18 protein-coding genes are annotated in these 21712 nt (G+C 72.7%); 8 read left to right on the top strand and 10 right to left on the bottom strand.

From position 1 onward, the window contains the following. Positions 1-191 precede the first annotated feature (191 nt). Positions 192-1913 (top strand): thiamine pyrophosphate-binding protein, encoded by a 1722-nt coding sequence (locus Q0817_RS18460; protein WP_298591584.1) that lies wholly within the window; start codon positions 192-194, stop codon positions 1911-1913. A 121-nt stretch (positions 1914-2034) separates the two neighbouring features. Here the strand turns inward: Q0817_RS18460 and Q0817_RS18455 are convergent, their stop codons facing one another. From Q0817_RS18455 to Q0817_RS18435, 5 genes are all read right to left on the bottom strand, one after another. After that, positions 2035-2454 (bottom strand): thioesterase family protein, encoded by a 420-nt coding sequence (locus Q0817_RS18455; protein ID WP_298591582.1) that lies wholly within the window; start codon positions 2452-2454, stop codon positions 2035-2037. Between the two features lie 157 nt (positions 2455-2611). Continuing rightward, positions 2612-4996, bottom strand: a complete 2385-nt coding sequence (locus Q0817_RS18450; protein ID WP_298591580.1) for a bifunctional salicylyl-CoA 5-hydroxylase/oxidoreductase — start codon at positions 4994-4996, stop codon at positions 2612-2614. A gap of 37 nt (positions 4997-5033) precedes the next feature. Beyond that, the gene (locus tag Q0817_RS18445) at positions 5034-6686 is read right to left on the bottom strand and encodes an AMP-binding protein (RefSeq protein WP_298591578.1); all 1653 of its coding nucleotides are present in this window, start codon (positions 6684-6686) and stop codon (positions 5034-5036) included. 70 nt (positions 6687-6756) lie between these two features. Then, complete coding sequence (locus Q0817_RS18440) at positions 6757-7632, bottom strand: acyl-CoA thioesterase II (RefSeq protein ID WP_298591576.1); 876 nt, start codon at positions 7630-7632, stop codon at positions 6757-6759. Between the two features lie 7 nt (positions 7633-7639). After that, positions 7640-8119: a cupin domain-containing protein gene (locus tag Q0817_RS18435; RefSeq protein ID WP_298591574.1), complete on the bottom strand. Its 480-nt coding sequence runs from the start codon at positions 8117-8119 to the stop codon at positions 7640-7642. A 159-nt stretch (positions 8120-8278) separates the two neighbouring features. Between Q0817_RS18435 and Q0817_RS18430 the strand changes: the two genes are divergently transcribed. Next, positions 8279-8680, top strand: a complete 402-nt coding sequence (locus Q0817_RS18430) for a RidA family protein (RefSeq protein WP_298591572.1) — start codon at positions 8279-8281, stop codon at positions 8678-8680. Between the two features lie 20 nt (positions 8681-8700). On the opposite strand, the gene Q0817_RS18425 is transcribed toward Q0817_RS18430, so the two are convergent. Beyond that, positions 8701-9573 carry a PaaX family transcriptional regulator C-terminal domain-containing protein gene (locus tag Q0817_RS18425; protein WP_298591570.1) on the bottom strand — a complete coding sequence of 291 codons (873 nt, stop codon included), beginning with the start codon at positions 9571-9573 and terminating at the stop codon, positions 8701-8703. 88 nt (positions 9574-9661) lie between these two features. Here Q0817_RS18425 and Q0817_RS18420 point away from each other — a divergent pair, with 88 nt between their 5' ends. Continuing rightward, entirely contained in the window at positions 9662-10474 is an 813-nt protein-coding gene (locus tag Q0817_RS18420; protein ID WP_298591568.1) for a S9 family peptidase, read from the top strand. A gap of 168 nt (positions 10475-10642) precedes the next feature. After that, complete coding sequence (locus Q0817_RS18415) at positions 10643-12055, top strand: phenylacetate--CoA ligase family protein (protein WP_298591566.1); 1413 nt, start codon at positions 10643-10645, stop codon at positions 12053-12055. Between the two features lie 198 nt (positions 12056-12253). On the opposite strand, the gene Q0817_RS18410 is transcribed toward Q0817_RS18415, so the two are convergent. Continuing rightward, a complete protein-coding gene (locus tag Q0817_RS18410) occupies positions 12254-13435 on the bottom strand; it encodes an MFS transporter (protein ID WP_298591564.1) in 1182 nt (393 codons plus the stop codon). A gap of 89 nt (positions 13436-13524) precedes the next feature. Between Q0817_RS18410 and Q0817_RS18405 the strand changes: the two genes are divergently transcribed. Beyond that, complete coding sequence (locus Q0817_RS18405) at positions 13525-14106, top strand: TetR/AcrR family transcriptional regulator (RefSeq protein WP_298591562.1); 582 nt, start codon at positions 13525-13527, stop codon at positions 14104-14106. A gap of 73 nt (positions 14107-14179) precedes the next feature. Here Q0817_RS18405 and Q0817_RS18400 read toward each other — a convergent pair whose 3' ends face one another. The 3 genes from Q0817_RS18400 to Q0817_RS18390 form a co-directional block, all read right to left on the bottom strand. Then, positions 14180-14833 (bottom strand): YitT family protein, encoded by a 654-nt coding sequence (locus Q0817_RS18400; RefSeq protein ID WP_298591560.1) that lies wholly within the window; start codon positions 14831-14833, stop codon positions 14180-14182. Between the two features lie 216 nt (positions 14834-15049). Continuing rightward, a complete protein-coding gene (locus Q0817_RS18395) occupies positions 15050-15886 on the bottom strand; it encodes a riboflavin kinase (RefSeq protein WP_298591558.1) in 837 nt (278 codons plus the stop codon). An 80-nt stretch (positions 15887-15966) separates the two neighbouring features. Further along, on the bottom strand, positions 15967-17214 hold the full coding sequence (locus Q0817_RS18390; protein WP_298591556.1) for a flavin reductase family protein: 1248 nt from the start codon (positions 17212-17214) through the stop codon (positions 15967-15969). Between the two features lie 266 nt (positions 17215-17480). Here Q0817_RS18390 and Q0817_RS18385 point away from each other — a divergent pair, with 266 nt between their 5' ends. From Q0817_RS18385 to Q0817_RS18375, 3 genes are read left to right on the top strand one after another with little or no spacing between them, the layout of a single operon-like run. Further along, positions 17481-19286, top strand: a complete 1806-nt coding sequence (locus Q0817_RS18385) for an iron ABC transporter permease (RefSeq protein WP_298591554.1) — start codon at positions 17481-17483, stop codon at positions 19284-19286. Between the two features lie 8 nt (positions 19287-19294). Next, a complete protein-coding gene (locus Q0817_RS18380) occupies positions 19295-20407 on the top strand; it encodes an ABC transporter ATP-binding protein (protein WP_298591552.1) in 1113 nt (370 codons plus the stop codon). Between the two features lie 34 nt (positions 20408-20441). After that, positions 20442-21554 carry an ABC transporter substrate-binding protein gene (locus Q0817_RS18375; protein WP_298591549.1) on the top strand — a complete coding sequence of 371 codons (1113 nt, stop codon included), beginning with the start codon at positions 20442-20444 and terminating at the stop codon, positions 21552-21554. The last annotated feature ends 158 nt before the right edge of the window (positions 21555-21712 follow it).

Genomic DNA, 21712 nt, shown 5'->3' with positions numbered 1-21712 from the left:
CCGCGGTCGCGATGCTCGCGCTCGGCAGCCTCGGCATCTGGGTGGTGCTGGTCCTCGTCTGAGCACTCCCCGGCGGGGGGGGGGGGCCCCGGCCCCCCCCCCCCCCCCCCCCCCCCCCCCCCCCCCCCCCCCCGGGCCCCCCCCCCCCCCCCCCCCCCCCCCCCCGGCTCTGCACCCGAAGGAGTGACGTCATGACCACCACCACGAGCACGCTCGAGCACCACGGCCCCGATGGGACCGAGCGGCCGGCGCCCCGCCCGGCCGGCACCGTCGCCGAACTGGTCGGCCACACCCTGGCGCAGCTGGGCGCGGGCCACGTCTTCGGCGTGGTCGGCAGCGGCAACTTCACCCTGACCAACGCCCTGCGCCGGCGCGGAGTGCCGTTCACCGCCGCCCGTCACGAGGGCGGGGCGGCGACCATGGCCGACGCCTACGGGCGGATGTCCGGCCGGGTCGGCATCGTCTCGACCCACCAGGGCTGCGGGCTGACCAACGCCGTGACCGGGATCGGCGAGGCCGCCAAGAGCCGCACGCCGATGATCGTGCTGACCGCGGACAGTGCCGCTGCGGCTGTGCGGTCCAACTTCAGGATCGACCAGGACGGCCTGGCCCGCAGCGTCGGGGCGGTCGCCGAGCGGGTGCACTCGGCGCAGAGCGCCGTGGCCGACACGGTCCGCGCCTACCGCACCGCCGTCAACGAGCGGCGCACCGTGGTGCTCTCGGTCCCCACCGACCTCCAGGCCGTTCCTGTCGAGTCCACCGCGACGAACTCCGTGCCGGCCCTGGATCCGCCCCAGCCGGTCCGGCCGAGCGCCGCCGCCGTCGCTCGTCTGGCGGACCTGCTGCGCGTCGCCGAGCGGCCGGTCTTCGTGGCAGGACGCGGCGGGCGGGGCGCGGGCCCCGAGATCGCGGTCCTCGCCGAGAGCTGCGGGGCGCTGCTCGCGACGTCCGCCGTGGCCCACGGCCTGTTCGCCGGCGACCCCTTCGACCTCGGCATCTCCGGCGGCTTCTCCTCGCCGTTCACCGCGGCGGCGATCCAGGACGCGGACCTCGTCGTCGGCTGGGGCTGCACCTTGAACATGTGGACCATGCGGCACGGCTCCCTCATCGGGGCAGGCACCACCGTGGTCCAGGTGGACGTCGAGGACGCGTCGCTGGGCGCCAACCGGCCGATCAACCTGGGCGTCCTGGGCGACTGCGCCGAGACGGCCGCGGCCGCGCTCGAGGCGCTCACCGCCTCCGGGCACCACAGCACAGGACGTCGCACCTCCGAGACGGCAGCCCGGATCGCCGCCCATGCACGGTGGAACTCGGAGGAGACCGAGGACCTCTCCACGGCGGACGGCATCGACCCGCGCGTGCTGAGCAGGGAGCTCGACACCATCCTGCCGGCGGAGCGGATCGTTGCGGTCGACTCCGGGAACTTCATGGGCTACCCCAGCGCGTACCTGCGGGTCCCGGACGAGTTCGGCTTCTGCTTCACCCAGGCGTTCCAGTCGATCGGTCTCGGCCTGGCCACGGCCATCGGCGCGGCCACGGCCCGGCCGGACCGGCTCCCGGTGCTCGGCACCGGGGACGGCGGGTTCATGATGGCGATCTCGGAGCTGGACACGGCCGTGCGGGAGGCCGTCCCGCTGGTGGTCGTCGTCTACAACGACTCCGCGTACGGCGCCGAGGTGCACCACTTCGACGCCGACGACGAGGATCTGGAGATCGTCCGCTTCCCGGTGACGGACATCGCCTCGATCGCGCGCGGCCACGGCGCCGCGGGCGTGGTCGTCCGGACCCGCGAGGATCTCGCCGCGGTCTCCGCGTGGGTCGACGGACCGCGCGACCGGCCGCTCGTGGTCGACGCGCGCATTGTCTCCGACGGCGGGGCGTGGTGGCTGGCGGAGGCCTTCAAGGGCCACTGACCGCACCCCGGACAGCGGACGGCCCCCGGCGCTGCGCCGGGGGCCGTCCGCTGTCCACTGGCTGCTGGCTGCTGGCTGCTGCCCGCTGGAGATGTCCGGGGAGCTCGGCTGTCCGGGAAGCTCAGGAGACCGCGGTCAGCAGGTGGTCCCGGATCTCCGCCGGCCAGGGCGCGGAGGCCTCCGCCCCGGAGGGCACGCACACCGTGACGAACAGGCCGTCCGCGGCCACGCGCCGGGGAGCGCCCTGGAACTCCTCGCCCCAGACGCGGAAGGAGAAGGTCATGGACGACTCCCCCAGCCGGTCCAGGAACACCTCCGTGGTGACCTCCTGCCCGAACCAGAGCTTGGCCCGGTAGTTGATCTCCTGCCGGACGCGCGGGGCCTGGCCGAAGTAGCTGGTGATGCCGAGGTCGCGGAACAGCTGCGCCTCGCACGCCTCGACGAAGCGCAGGACGGCGGAGTTGTGCTGGTGGCCGGCGGCGTCGGTGTCGACCCACTCGACGCGGCGGACAGCGGTGGCGGTGGCGATCGGGGTGTCCACGGGGTACCTCCGGGAATCGTGGGAGCGGGCGCGGGAGCGGGAACGACGTCGTCGGGAACGGGAGCGGGAACGGGAACGGGAGCGGGGCATGAGGAGAGCGGGCCGGGGGTCCCCGGCCCGCTCTCGGCGCCGCAGCCTGCGCGGGGCGTTCGCCGGGTCAGCCGACGGGCTGGCCCATCCGCTGGGGGGTCCAGCGGACGTGGGTGGGCAGTTCCTCGGCGAGCGGGTCGCGCACCAGCGACAGCCGGGGCCTGACCGCGTCCGTGCGCGCCGACGGCGGCTTGCGCCGCCCGGCCCGGAACTGCTGCGGCCATTCGACCCCGGGGCCGCGGTAGTCCTGCTCCGCGGCGGCGTGCAGGGTCCACTGCGGGTCGTAGAGGTGGGTCCGCCCGAGCGCGCAGAGGTCGGCGCGGCCGGCGAGCAGGATCGAGTTGACGTCGTCGTAGGTGGAGATGGCCCCGACCGCGATGACCGCCGCACCCGCGTCCTTGGCCACCCGGTGCCGGATGACGTCCGCGAAGGGGGTCTGGTAGCTGCGGCCGAACTGCGGCTTCTCCTCCTGGGCGATCTGGCCGCTGGAGACGTCGATGCCGTCGGCTCCGTGGGCGATGAAGGCCCCGGCGATCTCGGCGGCGTCCTCGACCGTGTTGCCGTCGGGCAGCCAGTCCACCGCGGACAGGCGCACGAGCAGCGGCTTGCCGGCCGGCCACACGGCGCGCACGGCGTCGAAGACCTCCAGGGGATAGCGCAGCCGGTTCTCCAGGGCGCCCCCGTACTCGTCGGTGCGGTGGTTGGCGACGGGCGAGAGGAAGGAGGAGAGCAGGTAGCCGTGGGCGGCGTGGACCTCGAGGAGGTCGAAGCCGGCCTCGGCGGCACGCCGGGCGGCGTCCACGAACTGCTGCTTCACCTCGTCCATGGCGGCCCGGTCCATCTCCCGCGGGACCGCGCTGCCCTCGCCGTAGGGGACGGCGGAGGGACCCACGGTCTCCCAGTTGTCCTCGGCCAGGGGCTGGTCGATGCCCTCCCACATGAGCCGGGTGGAGCCCTTGCGCCCGGAGTGGCCGATCTGCGCGCCGATGGCGGCGGTGGAGCGCTCGTGGACGTAGTCGACGATCCGGCCCCAGCTGTCGCACTGCTCGTCGGTCCACAGACCGGTGCAGCCGGGGGTGATGCGCCCGGTCGCGGACACGCACACCATCTCGGTCATCACCAGGCCGGCCCCGCCCATGGCCTTGCCGCCCAGGTGGACGAGGTGGAAGTCCCCGGGCACCCCGTCCACGGCCGAGTACATGTCCATCGGGGAGACGACCACACGGTTCTTCAGCTGCAGGCTGCCGATGCGGTACGGCTGGAACATGGCCGGAGCCACCTGGTCGAGGCCCTGCTCCTCGGCGAAGGCCCGGTCCACCTCCGCGGCGAAGTCCGGGTCCCGCAGCTTGAGGTTGTCGTAGGTGATCCGGCGGGAGCGGGTGAGCAGATTGAAGCAGAACTGCACCCGCTCCTGGTCCTTGTACTGGCCGATGGTCTCGAACCACTCCAGCGAGGCCTGCGCGGCGCGCTGGGTGGACTCCACGACGGGGCGCCGCTCCGTCTCGTAGGCCTCGAGCGCGTCGGCGACCTCGGCGTGCTCGTGCAGGCACGCGGCCAGGGCGAGGGCGTCCTCCATGGCGAGCTTGGTCCCGGAGCCGATCGAGAAGTGGGCGGTGTGGGCGGCGTCGCCGAGCAGGACCACGTTGTCGTGGCGCCAGTTCTCGTTGCGCACGGTGGTGAAGTTGATCCACTTGGAGTTGTTGGTGAGCACCTCGTGGCCCTGCAGCTCCTCGGCGAAGATCTCGGCCACCCGGGCCACGGACTCCTCGTCGCTGACCCCCGGGGGGAACACCTGGTCCTCGGTCGCGTCGAAGCCGGCGGCCCGCCACACGTCCTCGTGCATCTCCACGATGAAGGTCGAACCCTCGTCGGAGTAGGGGTAGCCGTGGATCTGCATGACGCCCCACTCCGTCTCCTTGACGAAGAACTTGAACGCCTCGAAGACCAGGTCGGTGCCCAGCCACATGAACTTGGACTTCCGCGGGTCCAGGGTGGGCCGGAAGACCTCGGGGAAGCGGTTGCGGATCCCGGAGTTGATCCCGTCCGCGGCCAGCACGAGGTCGTAGTCCGCACGGAGCTCCTCGACGTCGGGGGCCATGGTGCGGAAGCGGAGGTCCACGTCGAGCTGCGCGCAGCGGTGCTGCAGGATCTCGAGCAGCTCCTTGCGGCTCATGGCCGCGAACCCCTGTCCGCCGACCGTGGTCATCTCGTCCTGGAAGTGGATGTCGATGTCGGTCCAGCGGGCGAACCGCTCGGCCATGGCACCGGCGACGACGGTGTCGGCGTTCTCGATCCCGCCGAGGGTCTCGTCGCTGAAGACCACGCCGAAGCCGAAGGTGTCGTCCGGGGCGTTGCGCTCCCAGACGGTCACCTGGTGCGCGGGGTCCAGCTGCTTCATGAGGGCGGCGAAGTACAGCCCGCCCGGGCCTCCGCCCACGATGGCGATCTTCATGTCAGTGTTCCTCTCTCAGGACGGGAATTCTGGGGGCTCAGGACGCCGTGGTTCCGGCGAGCTGGCCGGCTTCTGCTTCGATCTGGCGACGCAGCCGGAAGTGCTGGAGCTTGCCGCTGGGATTGCGGGGCAGCTCGTCCACGAAGCGGACGTCCCGCGGGTACTTGTAGGGCGCGATGGTCTGCTTGACGAAGTCCTGGATCTCGCGCCGCTTGGCGTCGTCCCCGGCCGTGCCGTCGCGCAGCACCACGAAGGCGCAGACCACGCTGCCGCGCTCGGGATCCGGACGGCCGACGACCGCGGACTCCACGACGTCGGGATGGAGGTTGACCGCGTTCTCGACCTCGGGGCCGCCGATGTTGTAGCCGGCGGAGACGATCATCCCGTCGGTGCGGGCCTGGTAGTGGAAGTAGCCGTCCTCGTCCTGCAGGAAGGTGTCCCCGGTGACGTTCCAGCCGTCGACGACGTAGTTCAGCTGCCGCTCGTCGTCGAGGTACCGGCAGCCGGTCGGGCCGATCACGGCCAGGCGCCCGATCCGGCCGGGACCGAGCTCCCGGCCGTCCTCGTCCAGGATCGTGGCGCGGTATCCGGGCACGGGCCTGCCGGTGGCCTCGGGACGGATGTCCTCCCCCGCCGCGGAGATGAACACGTGCAGCAGCTCGGTGGCGCCGATGCCGTTGATCAGCTCGAGGCCCGTCCGCTCCTTGACCTCCCGCCACGTCTGCGCCGGCAGGTGCTCCCCCGCGGAGACCGCCGTGCGGAGCCCGGCCAGGAGGGCCTCCTGGTTCTCCTTGAGGACAGCCCGGTAGGCGGTGGGAGCGGTGAACAGGACGGTCACGCCGCGGTCGTGGACGAGCTGGGCCAGCTCGAGCGGAGTGTTGCGCTCGGTCAGCAGGCTGGAGGCGCCGAAGCGCAGCGGGAAGACCACGAGCCCGCCCAGGCCGAAGGTGAACGCCAGCGGGGGAGAGCCGGCGAACACGTCGTCGGCCCGGGGCTTCAGGATGTGCCGGGCGAAGGTGTCCGCGTTGGCGAGCACGTCCCGGTGGAAGTGCATCGTGATCTTGGGGACCCCGGTGGTGCCGGAGGTCGGGCCGAGCAGGGCGACGTCGTCGGCGGCGGTCGGCACGGCCTCGAACCGTCCGGACTTGGTGGCGCAGCGCTGGACGAGGTCGTCGGGGTCGTCGCCGCCCACGGGCACCAGCCGGACGTCCTCGCCCAGGGCCTGCGGGAGGTCCGCCAGGAAGCGGACGTCGCTCAGCAGCACGGTGGGCCGGGTGCGCTCGACGAGCTGCAGGACCTCCTCGGAGCGCAGGATGGGCATGGTGGTGACCACCACGGCGCCGGCCTTGAGCACGCCCAGCCAGCAGGCGACCAGCCAGGGGTTGTTGGGGGCGCGCAGCATGACGCGGTTGCCGGGGACGACTCCGCAGTCCTCCGTCAGCACCTGCGCCACCTGGTCGGCCCGCCGCTGCAGGTCGCCGTAGGTCCACGTCTCGCCGTCGGGTGTGTGCAGGGCAGGACGATCCGCTCCGAAGACCCGGACTCCGTCGTCGATCAGCACGGAGGCGGCGTTGAGCCGGTCGGGGTACTGCAGTTCGGGGAGGGTGAACTCCAGGACCGGCCACTGCTCGGCCGGGGGCAGGTTGTCCCGCGCGAAGGTGTCCTGGTGCGCGGAGGGAGAGAGCTGCATGGTGTCCTCTTCGTCGTCTGGTGCAGCGGTGGATGTCTCGTGGCGCGCGGTGCGCGCCGGTGGGGCGGTCTCAGGCGCCGGGGCGGATCATGCCCTCCTGGGCCACGGTGGCCAGCAGACGCCCGCCGCGGTCGAAGAACTGGCCGCGGACGAGACCCCGGTTGCGCTGCAGGGAGCAGGCGTCCTGCACGTAGAGCACCCACTCGTCGGCCCGGCCGTCACGGTGGAACCACAGGGAGTGGTCGAGGCTGGCGGTCTGCAGTCCGGGGGCGGCCCAGCTCAGGCCCTGGGCACGCAGCAGCGGCTCCAGGATCGTGTAGTCGCACACGTAGGCCAGGGCGGCCCGGTGCAGGTCGGGGTCGTCGGGGAGCCGGTCGAAGGCCTTCACCCACACGGCCTGGCGGGGCTCGGTGCCCGGGGCCGCGTCGACGTAGAGAGGGCCGTCGACATGACGCATGTCGAAGGAGCGCCCGTGCCCCCAGTACTCGGCCGCCGGGCCGTCCACGCCGGAGAGGACCTCCGCCGAGGGCGGCAGCGTCTCCGGCGCGGGCACCTGCGGCATGGCCGGGGCGTCGTCGGGCCCGTCCTCGGGGACGTGGAAGGAGCCGGTGGCGTCGTAGACGGCCTTGTCGTTCTGGAAGGCCCGCACGTGCCGGGTCGAGTAGCCGCGGCCGTCGCGCACCCGCTCGACCTCGTACCGGACGTCCGCTCCGATGTCGACAGGGCGCATGAAGTAGCTGTGCATCGAGTGCAGCACCCGGTCCTCGCCCACCGAGCGCATCATGGCGGCGGCCGCCTGGGCGACCATGTCCCCGCCGAAGGCCTTGGGCCAGGGGACGTACTGGGTCCGGGCGGTCCAGGCGTCGTCGTAGTGCTGCGCCTCGGCCGGCCGGAGGTCCATGGCCGCCGTGAAGGTCGCGGAGGTGGGGCTCACGGTGGTGGTCATGGTGGCCTCAGACCCGCCGGTAGTCCGCGAGGGACTCGTCGGGGACGTCCTCGAGGTTGACCACGAGGTTCTCGGGCGTGCGGGCGGTGAGCCACACGAGGTCCTCTGTGACGGACATGTTGGCCTCGACGTGGGGCATGAACGGCGGGACGAAGACCCAGTCGCCGGCGGTCATGTCGATGAAGTCCTGGTAGCCCTCGCCGAAGTAGATCCGGCCGTGGCCGCTGAGGACGTAGCCGCCGGTCTCGGCCTCGCCGTGGTGGTGCGGCAGGGAGCGGTAGCCCGGCGTGTTGGAGACCTGGCCGAACCAGATCTTGGTGGCCGGGGTGTGCTGGATGCTCACGCCGGACACCCGCACGCAGTCGCCGGACTGGGCGGTGTTGGTGTCCTCGTGGCCCGCCCGGGTCACGACCGGGACCACGCGCCCGTCGGCCCCGGCGTAGACGCTGTTGTCACCCTCGGTGCGGTACTCGCTGACCGTGCTCATCGGATGTCCTCCCTCGTTGCGTATGTCGCTTTTATGACGACCGTCACGTAGAGTGAATGTAACACGGGTCACAGGGGCTGTGCCAGAGGTTTTCTCCCCACCCCGCAGCCCCGACCGACCGCCGAGATCCCGACATCCCGACAGAACGGAGCCACCACCATGCAGAACATGACCGTCAACCCCGCGGCCCTCCCCGCGCCCTCCGGCTACGCCCACGCCGTGCGCGCCGGCAGCACCGTCTACCTGGGCGGACAGACCGCCCTCGACCAGGACATGCGCATCGTGGACGGCGGGATCGTCGAGCAGTTCGTCCAGGCCTTCCGCAACGTGCTCACCTCCCTCGAGGAGGCGGGCGGTCAGCCGCGGGACCTCGTCAGCGTGACGATCTACCTCACCGACGTGGACGACTACATGGCGCACGGCCGGGAGATCGGCCGGCTGTGGCGTGAGATGGCCGGACGCGACTACCCCGCGATGGCGGGGATCGGCGTCAGCCGGCTGTGGCAGAAGGAGGCCCTGATCGAGATCCAGGGCGTCGCGGTGATCCAGGACGAGGCGTAGGCGCCGTCCGGCAACCGTCGCTACTCGTCGCCGGCGAGGACGCGGTGCGCGTGGGCGTCGGCGGGCGCCTTGAGCAGACCGTGCAGCTCCCCGAACAGCTGCTCGGCCACCAGGCCCCGCCACCCCTCGGGCAGCATCTCCAGCGGCAGCCCGGGGTCGAGGTAGGGCAGGCGCCGCCACTCGGTGACCATCGGGATGTAGGCGGCGAAGGCCGCGCACTCGCCGTCGTCCGCCGCGCGGGTGTGCTCGACCCACCGGTCGCGCACGGGCGCGTGGCGCGCCACGAAGTCCGCGTACTGCGCCTCGAGCGCCCCGAGGTCCCACCACTGCCCGACGGCGTCGCTCATGGCGCGGGCCCCGAGGTAGTCGCCGCGGAACCAGTCGATGTACTGGGAGAGGTCGTGACGGTCCATGTAGGCGTGGGCGGCGTCCCGCAGGTGCTCGGGGGCGATCCACACGCCGGGAGCCACGGCGCCGAAGCCCATGCGGATCAGTCCGCTGCGGATCTGGTGCCGCAGGTTGCGCTGCTTCTCGGGGACGGTGAAGACCGCCAGGATCCAGTGGTCGGTCATCGCGGCGCGCCGGGCGCTGAAGATGCGCTCGTCGCCCTCCCGGAAGGTCTCCTCCAGGCCGGGGGCGACGGTGTAGCCGCTGAGTCCGGAGACCTTGACGCTGCGCAGGACCCCGCGCTTCTTCAGCCGCGAGATCGAGGAGCGCACGGCGGGAGCGTCGACGCCGAGGTCGGCCATCAGCCGGATGAGCCCGGACACCGGCAGGGCGCCGCCGTTGGAGCGGCCGTAGAAGCCGAACAGGGTGATGATCAGCTGCTGGTGGTTCAGCAGACCGGTCTCGGCGCGGCCGCGGACGCCGTTGCCGCTGTCCTCGATGCTCATGGATGACACCCTAGCGGCGGGCAGGAGGAGCGATGGACGGGCTCCCGGACAGCCGATGGACGGCCGCCGGACGAGGAGAGGAACGGACATGGACACGGACAGCACCGCAGGACACCGGGACGCCGCCGTGGCCGAGCAGGAGACGCTCCGGGGCCTCCTCGCCCGGCCCGAGCCGCCGGACACGACCCTCGCCTACGGTCCCGCCGCGGACCACGTGGTCGACGTCTTCCGCCCGACGGCGCTCCCGCGCCGCGCCCTCCTCCTCCTGCACGGCGGCTACTGGCGCCGCGCGGTGGACCGGACGCACGCGACCCCCCTCGCCCGGGAGCTGGCGCGGCGCGGGCACCTGGTGCTCGTGCCCGAGTACCGCCGCGGGAGCGGGGCCTGCCCGGCGACGCTGGAGGACATGGAGCTGCTGAGCGCGCGGCTGCCCCGGCTGCTGGAGCGCGCGGGGCACCCGGAGACCGCCCCGGACCTGCCCCTCACGGTGGCCGGCCACTCCGCGGGCGGGCACCTCGCCCTGTGGTGGGGCATCTCCGGGCTGGGTCACGGCGCCGGCCCGGTTCCGCGCATCCGCGCCCTCGCCCCGGTGGCCGACCTGACCCGCGGTGCGCGGGAGGGGATCGGCGAGGGAGCCGTGGTCGACTTCATGGGTGGGACGCCCGAGGAGCTGCCGGAGGCCTACGCGCACGCCGACCCGGCCGCACGGTGGCCGGAGGCACCGGCCGACCGCCGCCGGACGGTGCGCGCCCTGCACGGGGACCGGGACCGGCGCGTGCCGGTGGAGCACACCACGGACTCCCCGGTGGAGTCCGTGATCGTCCGGGGCGCCCACCACTTCGACGTCGTCGACCCGGCCTCGGCGCACTGGCCGGCCGTCCTGGAGTTCCTGGAGACCTGACCACTGCGCCGGCCACGAGGGCGCGGGGACTCGTGCCCAGGCGGCGCCGCCCGCCTCCGCGGGGCACGGCCCGAGCGGGCGGACCGCCCGGCCCAGAGACCGAGGACTGATTCCGTCACCTGCGCGGCGGCCCTGTCACCCCCGGCACCGGGTTCCTAGAGTCGTGCCATGGGGACACGGCGGAGGACGGCGGCGAGCGCCCGCGGAACCAGCGCGGCCTGGGTGTGGTGGGACGCCCGCCGGGCCCACCGGAAGGGCTCGGCGGCGATCCGGTCGCGGCAGCGGGAGCGCTTGGCCGAGCTGGTGGCCTTCGCGCGGGAGCACTCCGCCTACTACCGGCGGCTCTACCAGGGGCTGCCGGAGCGCGTCGAGGACGTCACCTCGTTGCCGGTGACGGACAAGCGGCAGCTGATGGCCCACTTCGACGAGGTGGCCACGGACCCGGCGGTGACCCTGGCGGCGGTCGAGGAGTTCGTGGCGGACCCGGCCCGGATCGGGGACCGGTTCGCCGGGACGTACTTGGTGGCCACCACCGCCGGCACCACCGGCACCCGGGGCGTCTTCGTGCTCGACGACCGGTACCGGGCGGTGACCTCGGGGCTGATGGCCCGGCTGTCCACGGGCTGGCTGTCCGGACGGGACGTGGTGCGGCTCACGGTGCGCGGGGGCCGGTTCGCCGCGGTCGTCGCCACCGGCGGTCACTTCCTGGCCGTGGCCACCAGCACCCGGGAGATGCGGGAGCGGCCGCGGCGCCACCGCCGGCTGCGGATCCTCTCGGTCCACCGGCCGCTGCCCGAGCTGGTGGCCGAGCTCAACGCCTTCGGCCCGCTCATGCTCGGGGCCTACGCCAGCATGCTGCGCCTGCTGGCCACCGAGCAGGAGGCCGGGCGGCTGCGCCTGCGCCCGGCGCTGGTGCTCAGCACCGCCGAGGGCCTGCCGCCGGATGAGCGCACCCGCCTCGAGCGGGCCTTCGGGGCGCCCGTGCGGGAGGTCTACGGGTGCACCGAGTCCGGCTACGCCGCCTCCAGCTGCGCGGAGGGCTGGCTGCACCTGGTCGAGGACTGGCTCATCCTCGAACCGGTCGACGCCGAGCACCACCCCGTCCCACCCGGAACCGTCTCGCACACGGTGCTGATGACGAACCTGGCCAACCGGGTCCAGCCGATCATCCGCTACGACGTCGGCGACCGGGTCCTGATGAAGCCGGAGCCGTGCACCTGCGGGAACCCGGCACCGGCCCTGCGCGTGCAGGGGCGCTCCTCGGACGTGCTCACCTTCCCCGACGACGACGGGCGGAGCCGGATCGCGGTGCCCCCGCTGGCCCTGGGGACCGTCATCGACCGCACCCCGGACGTGGAGCTGTTCCAGATCGTCCAGACCACCCCGACCAGCCTGCAGGTCCGGCTGCTTCCCGCGGCCGGTGCGGACCCCGAGCCGGTGCGGGCGGCGGTGCGCGAGGGGATCACCGGCCTGCTCGCCGATCTCGGCCTGGCCCACGTCACCGTGGAGATGACCACCGAGGCCCCGCAGCAGAGCGCGGGCGGGAAGTACCGCACGGTGCTGCCACTCCCCTCGCCCTGAGGGGCTCGGCGGCCGGCGGCGGATCCGTGACGTCACGGCCCGTCGGTCCCGCGGCGTCGGCCGCCGAGGCGGTGACCGGCTCCGGCGCGCCCTCGGCGGTGCGGGCCCGGTCGCGGACCGAGGGCTCCGGGGTCGCATGGTCCGGTCTGGCCGCGGGGACCACGACAGGCTCACGGCGAGGACCACGGCCCTCCGGCGTCATCGGCTCACCCTCTTGAGCCCTGCGGGGTCCGGTGCCGGTGCGGCGGAGGAGGACCGCACCTCGGACCAGCGCTTCGTGGCCGGCAGCACCGCGAGGATCCCGATGACACCGGCAACGGTGAAGGCCAGGGCCGGGGCGCCGGGGCTGAACAGGACGCCCAGCACGGCCGAGCCGGCCGCCTGGCCGACGGCGAGGGCGATGAACAGTGCGGCGGTGCCCTCGGAGCCGTGGTCGGGAACCACACGCTCGGCCCAGAGGATGAGCACACCGCACACCGCGGTGTAGCCGGCCCCGAACAGGGCCACGGAGAGGTACGCGGCGAGGGGTGCGCCCGGCGCCGCGCCCAGGAGGATGGTGGCGCCGGCCATGACCACCACGGTCACGTTCCAGGCCGTCCGCAGGCTCCAGGCCTGGACGATCTTCCCGGCGCTGGCCCCCAGCACGCCGAACGCCCCCAGGACCATCCAGGCCACGATGGAATACGTCTCCTCGCCCGTGCGGGCAGCAGCCATGGCCGTGCGGCCGAAGGTCCAGAGCGCCGCACTCGAGGCGCCGGCGAGCGCGGCCGCGACGAGGGGCCAGGCCAGCGGCGCCAGATCACGGACCCGCGCCCGTGGCGGCCGGTCCGTGGCCTGGTCCTGGTGCGCGGACCGGTCGGCGCGCAGGGTGGCCACGGTGGCCAGGGCCACCATGGCCGCCATGAGCGCCCAGCCCAGGCGCCACTGGTCGATCACGAGGAGCAGGATGATGCCGGCGACGACGATGCCCGCTCCGGTGCCGGCGTTGACGACCGTCTGGGCGCTCTCCTGGCGCGCCGGTGCGAGGTTGCGCTCGATGAGCGTGACCAGGCCCGGGGTGGCGAACCCGGCGCCGGCGCCGGCGAGCACCACGCTCACCGCGAGGACGGCCGCGGTGGGCGAGGCGGCCACCCCCGCCGAGCCCAGCGCGGCCGTCGCCCCCGCGCACACCACGACCAGTCGCGGGCGGGCGGCCAGGCGCGAGGCGAGCACCGCGGCGAAGCAGAAGGAGAGGAAGCTCCCGGCCTGGATGAGCCCGGACACGACCGAGCCCATCTGGAAGGCCTCGGTGAACCGGGGCAGGAAGAGCCCGTAGCCGAAGCGCGCCAACCCGTAGGTCGCCGCGATCAGCGCCATTCCGCTGACCACCAGAGCTCTCATCGGACATCCTCCAGAACCTCGATCGACAAAACGCTCGTTACGTTACACCAGAACGATCGTTCTGAAACAGTGGCCGGTACAGTGGTGTCGTGACCACCGCCCAGCGACTCCCCGCGCGCACCCGGCTGCTGCAGACAGCCGACCGCGTGCTGTTCGACCGCGGCATCCGAGCCACGCCCGTCGACGAGCTGCTGCGCGAAGCGGACGTCTCGGCGGCCACCCTGTACACGCACTTCGGCAGCAAGGACGCCCTGGTGGCCGAGGCGCTGCGGGTCCGGCTGGCGGACTGGCGGGCGGTCTGGGACCAGCACGTGGTCGCGGCCGCCGACGACACGGCGCGCCTGCTCGCGGTGTTCGACGCCATGGCCGTCTACCGGAGCGACCAGCACCACCCGGCACGCTGGTGCGCCTTCCTGGCCGCGGCCACCGAGCTTCCCGAGACCGCGGACGAGATCGACGACGCCCTGGCCGCGGACACCGCCCTCCTCGCGGAACGCCTCCTGCACCTCTCCCGCCCTCTCGCCGGGGAACGCGCCCAGGACCTGGCGGACGAGGTCCTCCTGGCCTACGGCGGAACCCTGGCCGCCTTCCTCCGCGGCTCCCCCCGGTCACCGATCGAGGCCGGCCGGCGCCTGGCCCACTCCGCGGTTCGGGCCCACCGCCGCGCCTGATCCCTGGTCCGCGGCCCGCCCCTGGGTCCCGGCCAGACCCCTGGGCGGGGGGCGTGCCGATCGGGCCGTGGCGTCAGCGGTGCAGCCGGACGCTCAGCCGGGGCAGCAGGTGCTGGACCAGCGGCCCGATGGCCAGCGCGTAGAGCACCGTGCCCAGACCCACCGTGCCGCCGAGCAGCCACCCGGCGAGCACCACGACCACCTCGATCGAGGTGCGCACCACGCGCACCGATCCCCCGGTCCGCCGCACCAGGCCGGACATCAGTCCGTCCCGCGGACCGGCCCCCAGATGCACCCCGATGTAGGCGGCGGTCGCCACGGCGTTGAGGAGCACGCCGGCGAGCACGAGCAGCACCCGCAGCGGCATCGACTCGACCGGGGGCAGCACCGCCAGGGTCGCGTCGAGCACCAGCCCGACCACGATCGCGTTGCTGACGGTGCCGATTCCGGGCCGCTCGCGCAGCGGGATCCACAGGAGCAGCAGCAGCACGCTGACCACGATCACCACCGTGCCGATGCTCACCCCGAACTGCCGGGACAGTCCCTGGTGCAGCACGTCCCACGGGGTGACACCGAGTTCCGCGCGCACGAGCATCCCCAGGGTGATGCCGTAGAGCACCAGGCCGGCATAGAGCTGCACGAGCCGGCGGGGGATCCTGCGAGCACCGGGAGGGTGCACCCCGGCCCGGTCGGTCGAGAGGTCGGGGCGGCGCGGGCGACGTGTCATGGAGACCATCCTCGCCCGTGCAGAGCACTCGAGGTGCACGAGCACCCGGCGACGAGCGTCACAGGTGGGACGGCCGCCCCGGAGGGGCTCCCGCAGCACCGGACAGCGGGGCGGACCGGGCGCCGCGTCCAGCGGGCGCCGCAACGCACGACGCAGCACCGATGCGCTCAGTCATCAGCAGCGCGTCGAGGGTGTGCGAACCCCGGCTGCGGCAGGTCAGCCGGCCCGGCCCACCGTCTCCGCCAGCATCTCGGCGGTGGGGTACCGCGAGCGCAGGAAGTCCACCGGCAGGCCGGTGCGGCGCGCCACGAGGTCGTGGGTGGGCGGCTGCCCCTGACGGCTGAGGTCGAGCACCGTGGCTCCGATCAGCTGTTCGCGCTTCCGGTGCCGCCGCTCCTGCAGGTGCTGCACGTCCTCCGGGCTGAGCCGCCGCTTCTTGCGCACCGGGCGACGTCGACCGCCGCCCGCGGCACCGTGCTCCGGCGCACCCGGCGAGGCGTCGGGCGTCCGTGCGGCGTCCTGGCGAGAGGCCCAGGCCCGTGTCCCGGCCACGTCCCGGTGCAGCTGCTCGACGAGCTCCTTCGACCCGGAGTACCGCCGCTGCGGCCGGAGCCGCTCGTGCAGCCGCACGAGGACGGTGTACCCGTAGAGGTCGCCCGCGAAGTCGAGCAGGTGGGCCTCCAGAAGGCGCACTCCGTCCCTGCCGTAGTAGGTCGGCCGGCGGCCGACGGACACCGCGGCCAGGTGCACCGGTCCGGATTGGGCCGGGTCGATCTGCACGGTGGCCGCCCAGACCCCGTCGCGCCACGGCTGGTCGGGCACCGTGACGTTGGCGGTGGGGAAGCCCAGCAGCCGGCCGCGCTGGTCCCCTGTGACGACGGCCCCCTCGACCTGCCAGGTCACGGCACGGCGCCGGCTCAGCTCGAGGGCCCCCTGGGGGGACGGGGTGCGCGGGTCCGGGGAGGACGTGTTCGCGGGCGCGTCAGGGGCGGGCGGAGGATCCGCCGGGCGCGAAAGCACGGCGGTCGGTGCGGCGGTGTGCGGGTTCTTCATGCGGGGCTCCCGTGGTGCTCTGGTCCTGTTCCGGGGCGAGCTGCCCACCCCGGAGGGGGCGTGTCTGCTCCGGTCCGCGCTCAGGCGTACCGGAGCCCGGCGGCGGCGTACCGGGCGTAGTCCTTGCGGGCGCTGGTCCGGAGCGCCTCGGTGACCTCGGCGGCCGCGTCCTGCATGGCGCGGACCCACTCCTGGACGGTGGCGCCGTCCACCGCCGCGGGCAGGTGGCACAGGCGCAGCACCAGGCCCGAGTTGGCGGGCTCGTCGGCGTCCGGGGCGAACACGGGCACCACCACGCTGGCCAGCTCGATCCCGGTCTCCGAGGCCTCGACGGAGCCGCCGAAGAAGTGGTTCGCGCCGGCGATGGTGGTGCGCACGGCACGGTCGCGGGCCGGGGTCAGCTCGCCGCCGGCGTACTCGCTCAGCGCCTCCCCCAGCCGCTCGTAGCCCTCGGGGTCGTGGTCCACGCGGGAGATGGCGTACCCCTGCTCGCGGACCCGCTCCGCGGCCTCGCGGTAGGCGGTGCCCACCTGCTCGTCCTGCGGCTGGATCCGCGAGACCCAGCGGTCCACCTGGTCCGGGCTCCAGGCCACGGCGGCCTCGCCCAGCGGCGGGATGAGGGGCACGCGCACACCGATGCGCTCGTCGGCGTCGGCGTCCCCGCCGTAGGAGGTCGCGCCGATGGTCTGGTCCAGGGCGCTGACCTGCACCAGCGCCGCGGCCGAGCACCCGAACCGCCGCGCGAGCCGGTCCAGCTGCGTGCGGGCCGCCTCGGCGATCCGCACGGCGGAGATGAGCGACTCGTCCACGTGGGCGGACAGCCCCGTCGTGGAGAAGCCGCCGTAGCCGCCCTGGAAGAACAGCAGCGGCGTCACCGGCCGGCTCACCGCGATGTCGTCGACGGCCACCAGGGTGATGTAGTGGTCGCCGGCCTCGATCTCCCGCTCGATGCGCCCGTGGATGTGCGCCACGGCGCCGGCGATCACCGGCGCCCCCGAGGGCGAACGGCTCCACTCGACCTTGCCGAACTTCTCCGGGTCCTTCGAGGCGAGGGTCCGGCAGGCCTGCAGCTGGTCGTGGGCGAAGACGCTGATGCACACACCGTCCGCCGCCCGCAGCTTCGCGTAGGAGGCGGAGGTGGTCATCGGCATGAAGGAGACCAGCGGCGGCTCCAGCGAGACGGAGCTGAAGGTGCCGACCACCATGCCCACGGGCGCGTCGTCGACCATGGCGGTCACCACCACCACGCCCGTCGGGTAGTGCCCCATGACGTCGCGGAACGCCCGCGGATCGAAGGTGGTCGGGGTGTCGAGAGTGCTCTCGCTCATGGCGTTCTCCTCGTGGTGTGGATCGGCGACCCCTCGGCCGACGGTTTGCACTATCAAGACTAGAATATATTCGTGATCCGGATCACGCCACCCATGTTTCGAAGTTGCTTGATCGCGTGTCATCCACACGAGTGGGGACAAAATCTTTTAGACCAAATTATGCAGAATCCGTTGACAGTGTCATAAATCACACACAGGATGGGGCATCAGCACCCGGACCCGTGAGCTCATGCGGAATGTCCGGAGAGACCCACGGAGAGGCCATCGTGAACCGACTCAGATCAGTCAGCGCACCGCTGCTCGTCTTCCTGCTGTTCATCGCCGCGTTCTTCGGCTATCCGCTGCTGATGCTCGTCTACGGCGCCTTCCGCAGCGGCCAGCCGGGCACCAGCGGGGACTTCGGGCTCTCCGGGTTCACGAACGCCTACGGGGACCCGGCGACGTGGGAGACGCTGTGGGCCTCGGTCCTCTACGCCGTCGGCGTGCAGTCCATCGGCATCGTGGGCGGGTTCGTCTTCGCCTGGTTGTCCACCCGGACCAACACCCCGGGAAGCCGAGCCATCACCGTCACGATGATCACCATCTTCGCCATCCCGACGCTCTTCTTCGCGATCAGCTGGGGCATGCTCACGAGCCCGACCGGGCTGATCACCCAGGTGCTCGGCACAGGACCGGAGGGCGGACCCCGCCTGGACGCGTTCTCCTGGACCGGGCTGATCCTGGTGAGCGGTCTGAAGGGCATCGCGGTGATGTACCTGCTCCTGCTGGGCCCCGTGCGTGCCCTGAACCGCTCGATGGAGGAGGCGGCCCGGCTGTCCGGGGCAAGCCGGCTCCGGCTGTTCGTGGACATCAACATCCCCATCCTGCTGCCCACCCTGTCCGGCCTGGCGATCCTCGGCTTCGTGAACTCCCTGGGGCAGCTCGACGTCGCCCTCATCCTGGGCGTGCCGGCCGGCATCTACGTCTTCCCCACGCAGATCTACGACTTCCTCGCCACCACCCCGATCCGCTACGACTCCGCGAGCGCGCTGGCACTGTTGCTGATCGCCATCATCTACCTGCTCGTCCTGCTGCGGTCCAAGGCCCTCGGCAACCGGAACTTCATCACCGTGACCGGCAAGGCCTACCGCCTGGAGCGGGAGGACATCGGCGCCTGGAAGTGGGCGGGCCTCGCGCTCTTCCTGCTGTACACGGCCGTGGCGCTGGTGGTGCCCCTGGTCCAGCTCGTCATCGGCTCGCTCCAGCCCGTCCTGGGCGTCTCCGGCTTCACCCTCAAGCACTACCTCGACCTCTTCGACTCGCCGAACGTGCTGAGGGCCCTGCAGAACACCTTCTTCGTCGGCGTCACCGGCGGGTTCTTCGCCACGTCGCTGGCGGTGCTCATCAGCTACCTGGCGCTGCGGAGCAAGAGCCGGCTGGCCAAGGCCCCCGAACTCGTCGTCTGGGCCGTCGTCGCGGTGCCCGGGATCGTGCTGGCCCTGGCCATCACCTGGGCCTACCTGAGCCTGCCCGGCCTTCGGAACCTCTACGGGTCGATCTGGATCGTGCTCATCGCCCTGATCATCGTGGTCACTCCGATCGCCCAGCGCGCCACGAGCGGGCCGGTCGGCCAGCTCGGCGTCGAGCTGGAGGAGTCCGCGAGGGTCCACGGCGCCTCCGCCCCGCGCATGATGGGCACGATCGTCATCCCCCTGATCGGGCCCACCTTCCTGGCCTCCTGGTTCATCACCGGCGTGATGGCCGCCGGCAGCCTGGACATCCCGATCCTGCTCTCCAGCACGCGGACGGAGACCGTTTCGCTGCTCGTCTACAACTACTACACCCAGCTCGGCAACGGGTCCCGGGCCGCCGCCCTCCTCCTGGTCCTGCTCGTGCTGCTGGCCCTGGGCGGGGCGCTCATGCTCGGCATCGGGCGCCTCCTGCGCCGGCGCGCCGAGCGCAGGACCAGGTCCCGCGGCGCCCTGGTGGACGCCGTCCGGCCCGACCCGGAACCCGACCGGACGACCCCCGCGCCCGACCCGGACCAGATCCCCGACGACACCCGCGCCGTCAGCGCGGCCTCCACCCGATAGGAAGAGCCATGGCAAGAGTGATCATCGAGTCCCTGGAGAAGCGGTACTCCCCCAAGGCGGCGCCGGCCGTGCCGGCGCTGGACCTGGAGATCGAGGAGGGCGAGTTCCTGACGCTCCTGGGCCCGTCCGGGTGCGGGAAGACGACCACCCTGCGCTGCATCGCGGGACTGGAGCGCCCGACGGGCGGCCGGGTGTCCATCGGCCACGAAGTGGTCGACGCCCCCGCGGAGCGCCGCCACGTTCCCCCGGAGAAGCGGGACATCGGCATGGTCTTCCAGAGCTACGCCCTGTGGCCACACATGTCCGTGGCCGCCAACGTCGGCTATCCGCTCCGGATGCGCAAGGTCAGCGTGCCGGAACGGGCCCGCCGGGTGCGCGACGTTCTCGAGATGGTGGGTCTGGACGAGTACGCGAGCCGCATGGCCACGGACCTGTCCGGAGGCCAGCAGCAGCGCGTGGCCCTGGCCCGGGCCCTGGTCGCCGACCCCCGCCTGCTGCTCTTCGACGAGCCCCTGTCCAACCTGGACGCCCGGCTCCGCCAGGACATGCGCAGCGAACTGCGGGACATGCACCGCCGCGTGGGAACGACCTCCATCTACGTCACCCACGACCAGGAGGAGGCCGTCTCCCTGTCGACGCGCATCGTCCTGCTCAACAAGGGCGAGATCGAGCAGGTCGGCACGCCCCGGGAGATCTACTGGCACCCCGTCTCGCACTTCGTCGCCGACTTCGTCGGCTACGACAACTTCCTGGGGGCGACGGTCGTCACCGCCGACGCCCACGGCGTCGCCGTCCGCCTCGACGGCACCGACCTGCGGCTGGACTGTCCTGCCCGCGCCGGACTGGGCGAAGGGGACCAGGTCGAGATCGCCATGCGCTCGGCCTCCGTCATCATGGGCGAGCCGGCCGAGACGATGCCCAACCGGTGCACCGGCACGGTGGTCGACATCGTCTACCTCGGCGACGAGTACATCTACGTCCTCGAGATGGGCCCGCAGCGCTTCTCCGTCTCCCTGCGCACGGCGGAGGTCGCCAACATCTGGCCCCACGGCGCACCCTCCCGCGGCGACACCGTCACCGCGGCGATCCCCCCGGACTCCCTCGCCTGCCTGCCCCTCTGAACCCTCACGCACCATCATCACGAAAGGTCCACACATGAAAGCACGTAAGAGCCTCACCGTCCTGGGTCTGGCCTCGGCCCTGGCGCTGACCGGCTGCGGCGGGGACGCCCCGGCCGCCGAGGGCCTGGGCGCACGCGAGGGCGTCGACGCCGAAGCCGGCCTCGGCGGCGCGGAGGCCATGGCGGAGTTCGAGCAGATGTACGCCTCGGCGGTCGAGAGCGGACAGACCACGGTCAATGTCTACACGCCGCTGACGGCCACCTGGCCCGCCGTCTTCGAGGGCTTTCAGGAGCGCTTCCCGGAGATCCAGGTCGAGCCCCTCCAGATCGTCGGCGCCGAGCTCGACACCAAGGTCTCGCAGGAGCAGTCCTCCGGCCAGCGCATCGCCGACGTGGTCATCACCGGCGACACCGGTGCCGTGGCGCTCGCCGACCGTGACTACTTCTCCGAGTACCGCCCGTTCAACGCCGAGGAGCTCACCGGTGACCCGCAGTTCTCGCTCGACGCGGGGACCCTCACCGCGGTCTCGGCCTCGCCCCGCGGATTCGTGTACGACACGCGTCAGGACGTGGGGAGCGTGCCGGAGAGCTGGGACGACCTGCTCGACCCGGCTCTGAAGGGCAAGATCACCATGACCGATCCCGCTACCGACGGCGGCGGGATGCAGTGGGCCGATCTCGTGCTCAACGAGGACTCCCTCGGGGAGGAGTACCTCGAGAAGCTGGCCGACCAGGACGTGGTCATCGCGTCCAACACCGCCGAGTGCCACAACGCCGTGGTCCAGGGTCGCGCCTACGTCTGCCTCATGGGCGCCATGGGCAACTACCTGACCCTGTCCGGGGACGGGGCGCCGGTGGAGATCACCTACCCCGTCGAGGGCGGCAACTGGGCGACCTACTGGTACGCCGGGGTCATCGACGGCGCCGAGAACGCCGACGCGGCGAAGCTGCTCACTGCCTGGCTGAACAGCCCTGAGGCCAACGGGATCAAGGCCGAGGCCGGCCACGGCCCGGTGACCAACGCTGAGGACGTCGACCTGGAGTTCGAGAACCCGGCGGACGTGCCTCAGCTGCCGCGACCGGACCTCGCCGACGTCACCGACCGGCAGAAGTCCAGCCAGCCGGTGATCGCGAGCATCTTCGGCTGACACCCGACGAGCGGCGGGGGGGGCCCCCCCCCCCCCCCGGCCCCCCCCCCCCCCCCCCCCCCCCCCCCCCCCCCCCCCGCGCCCCCCCCCCCCCCCCCCCCCCCCCCCCCCCCCCCCCCCCCCCCCCCCCCCCCCCCCCCCCCCCCCCCCCCCCCCCC

The organism is uncultured Kocuria sp., from assembly GCF_947500125.1.
GTDB lineage: Bacteria > Actinomycetota > Actinomycetes > Actinomycetales > Micrococcaceae > Kocuria.
This window is presented reverse-complemented; position numbering and strand designations above follow the sequence as displayed.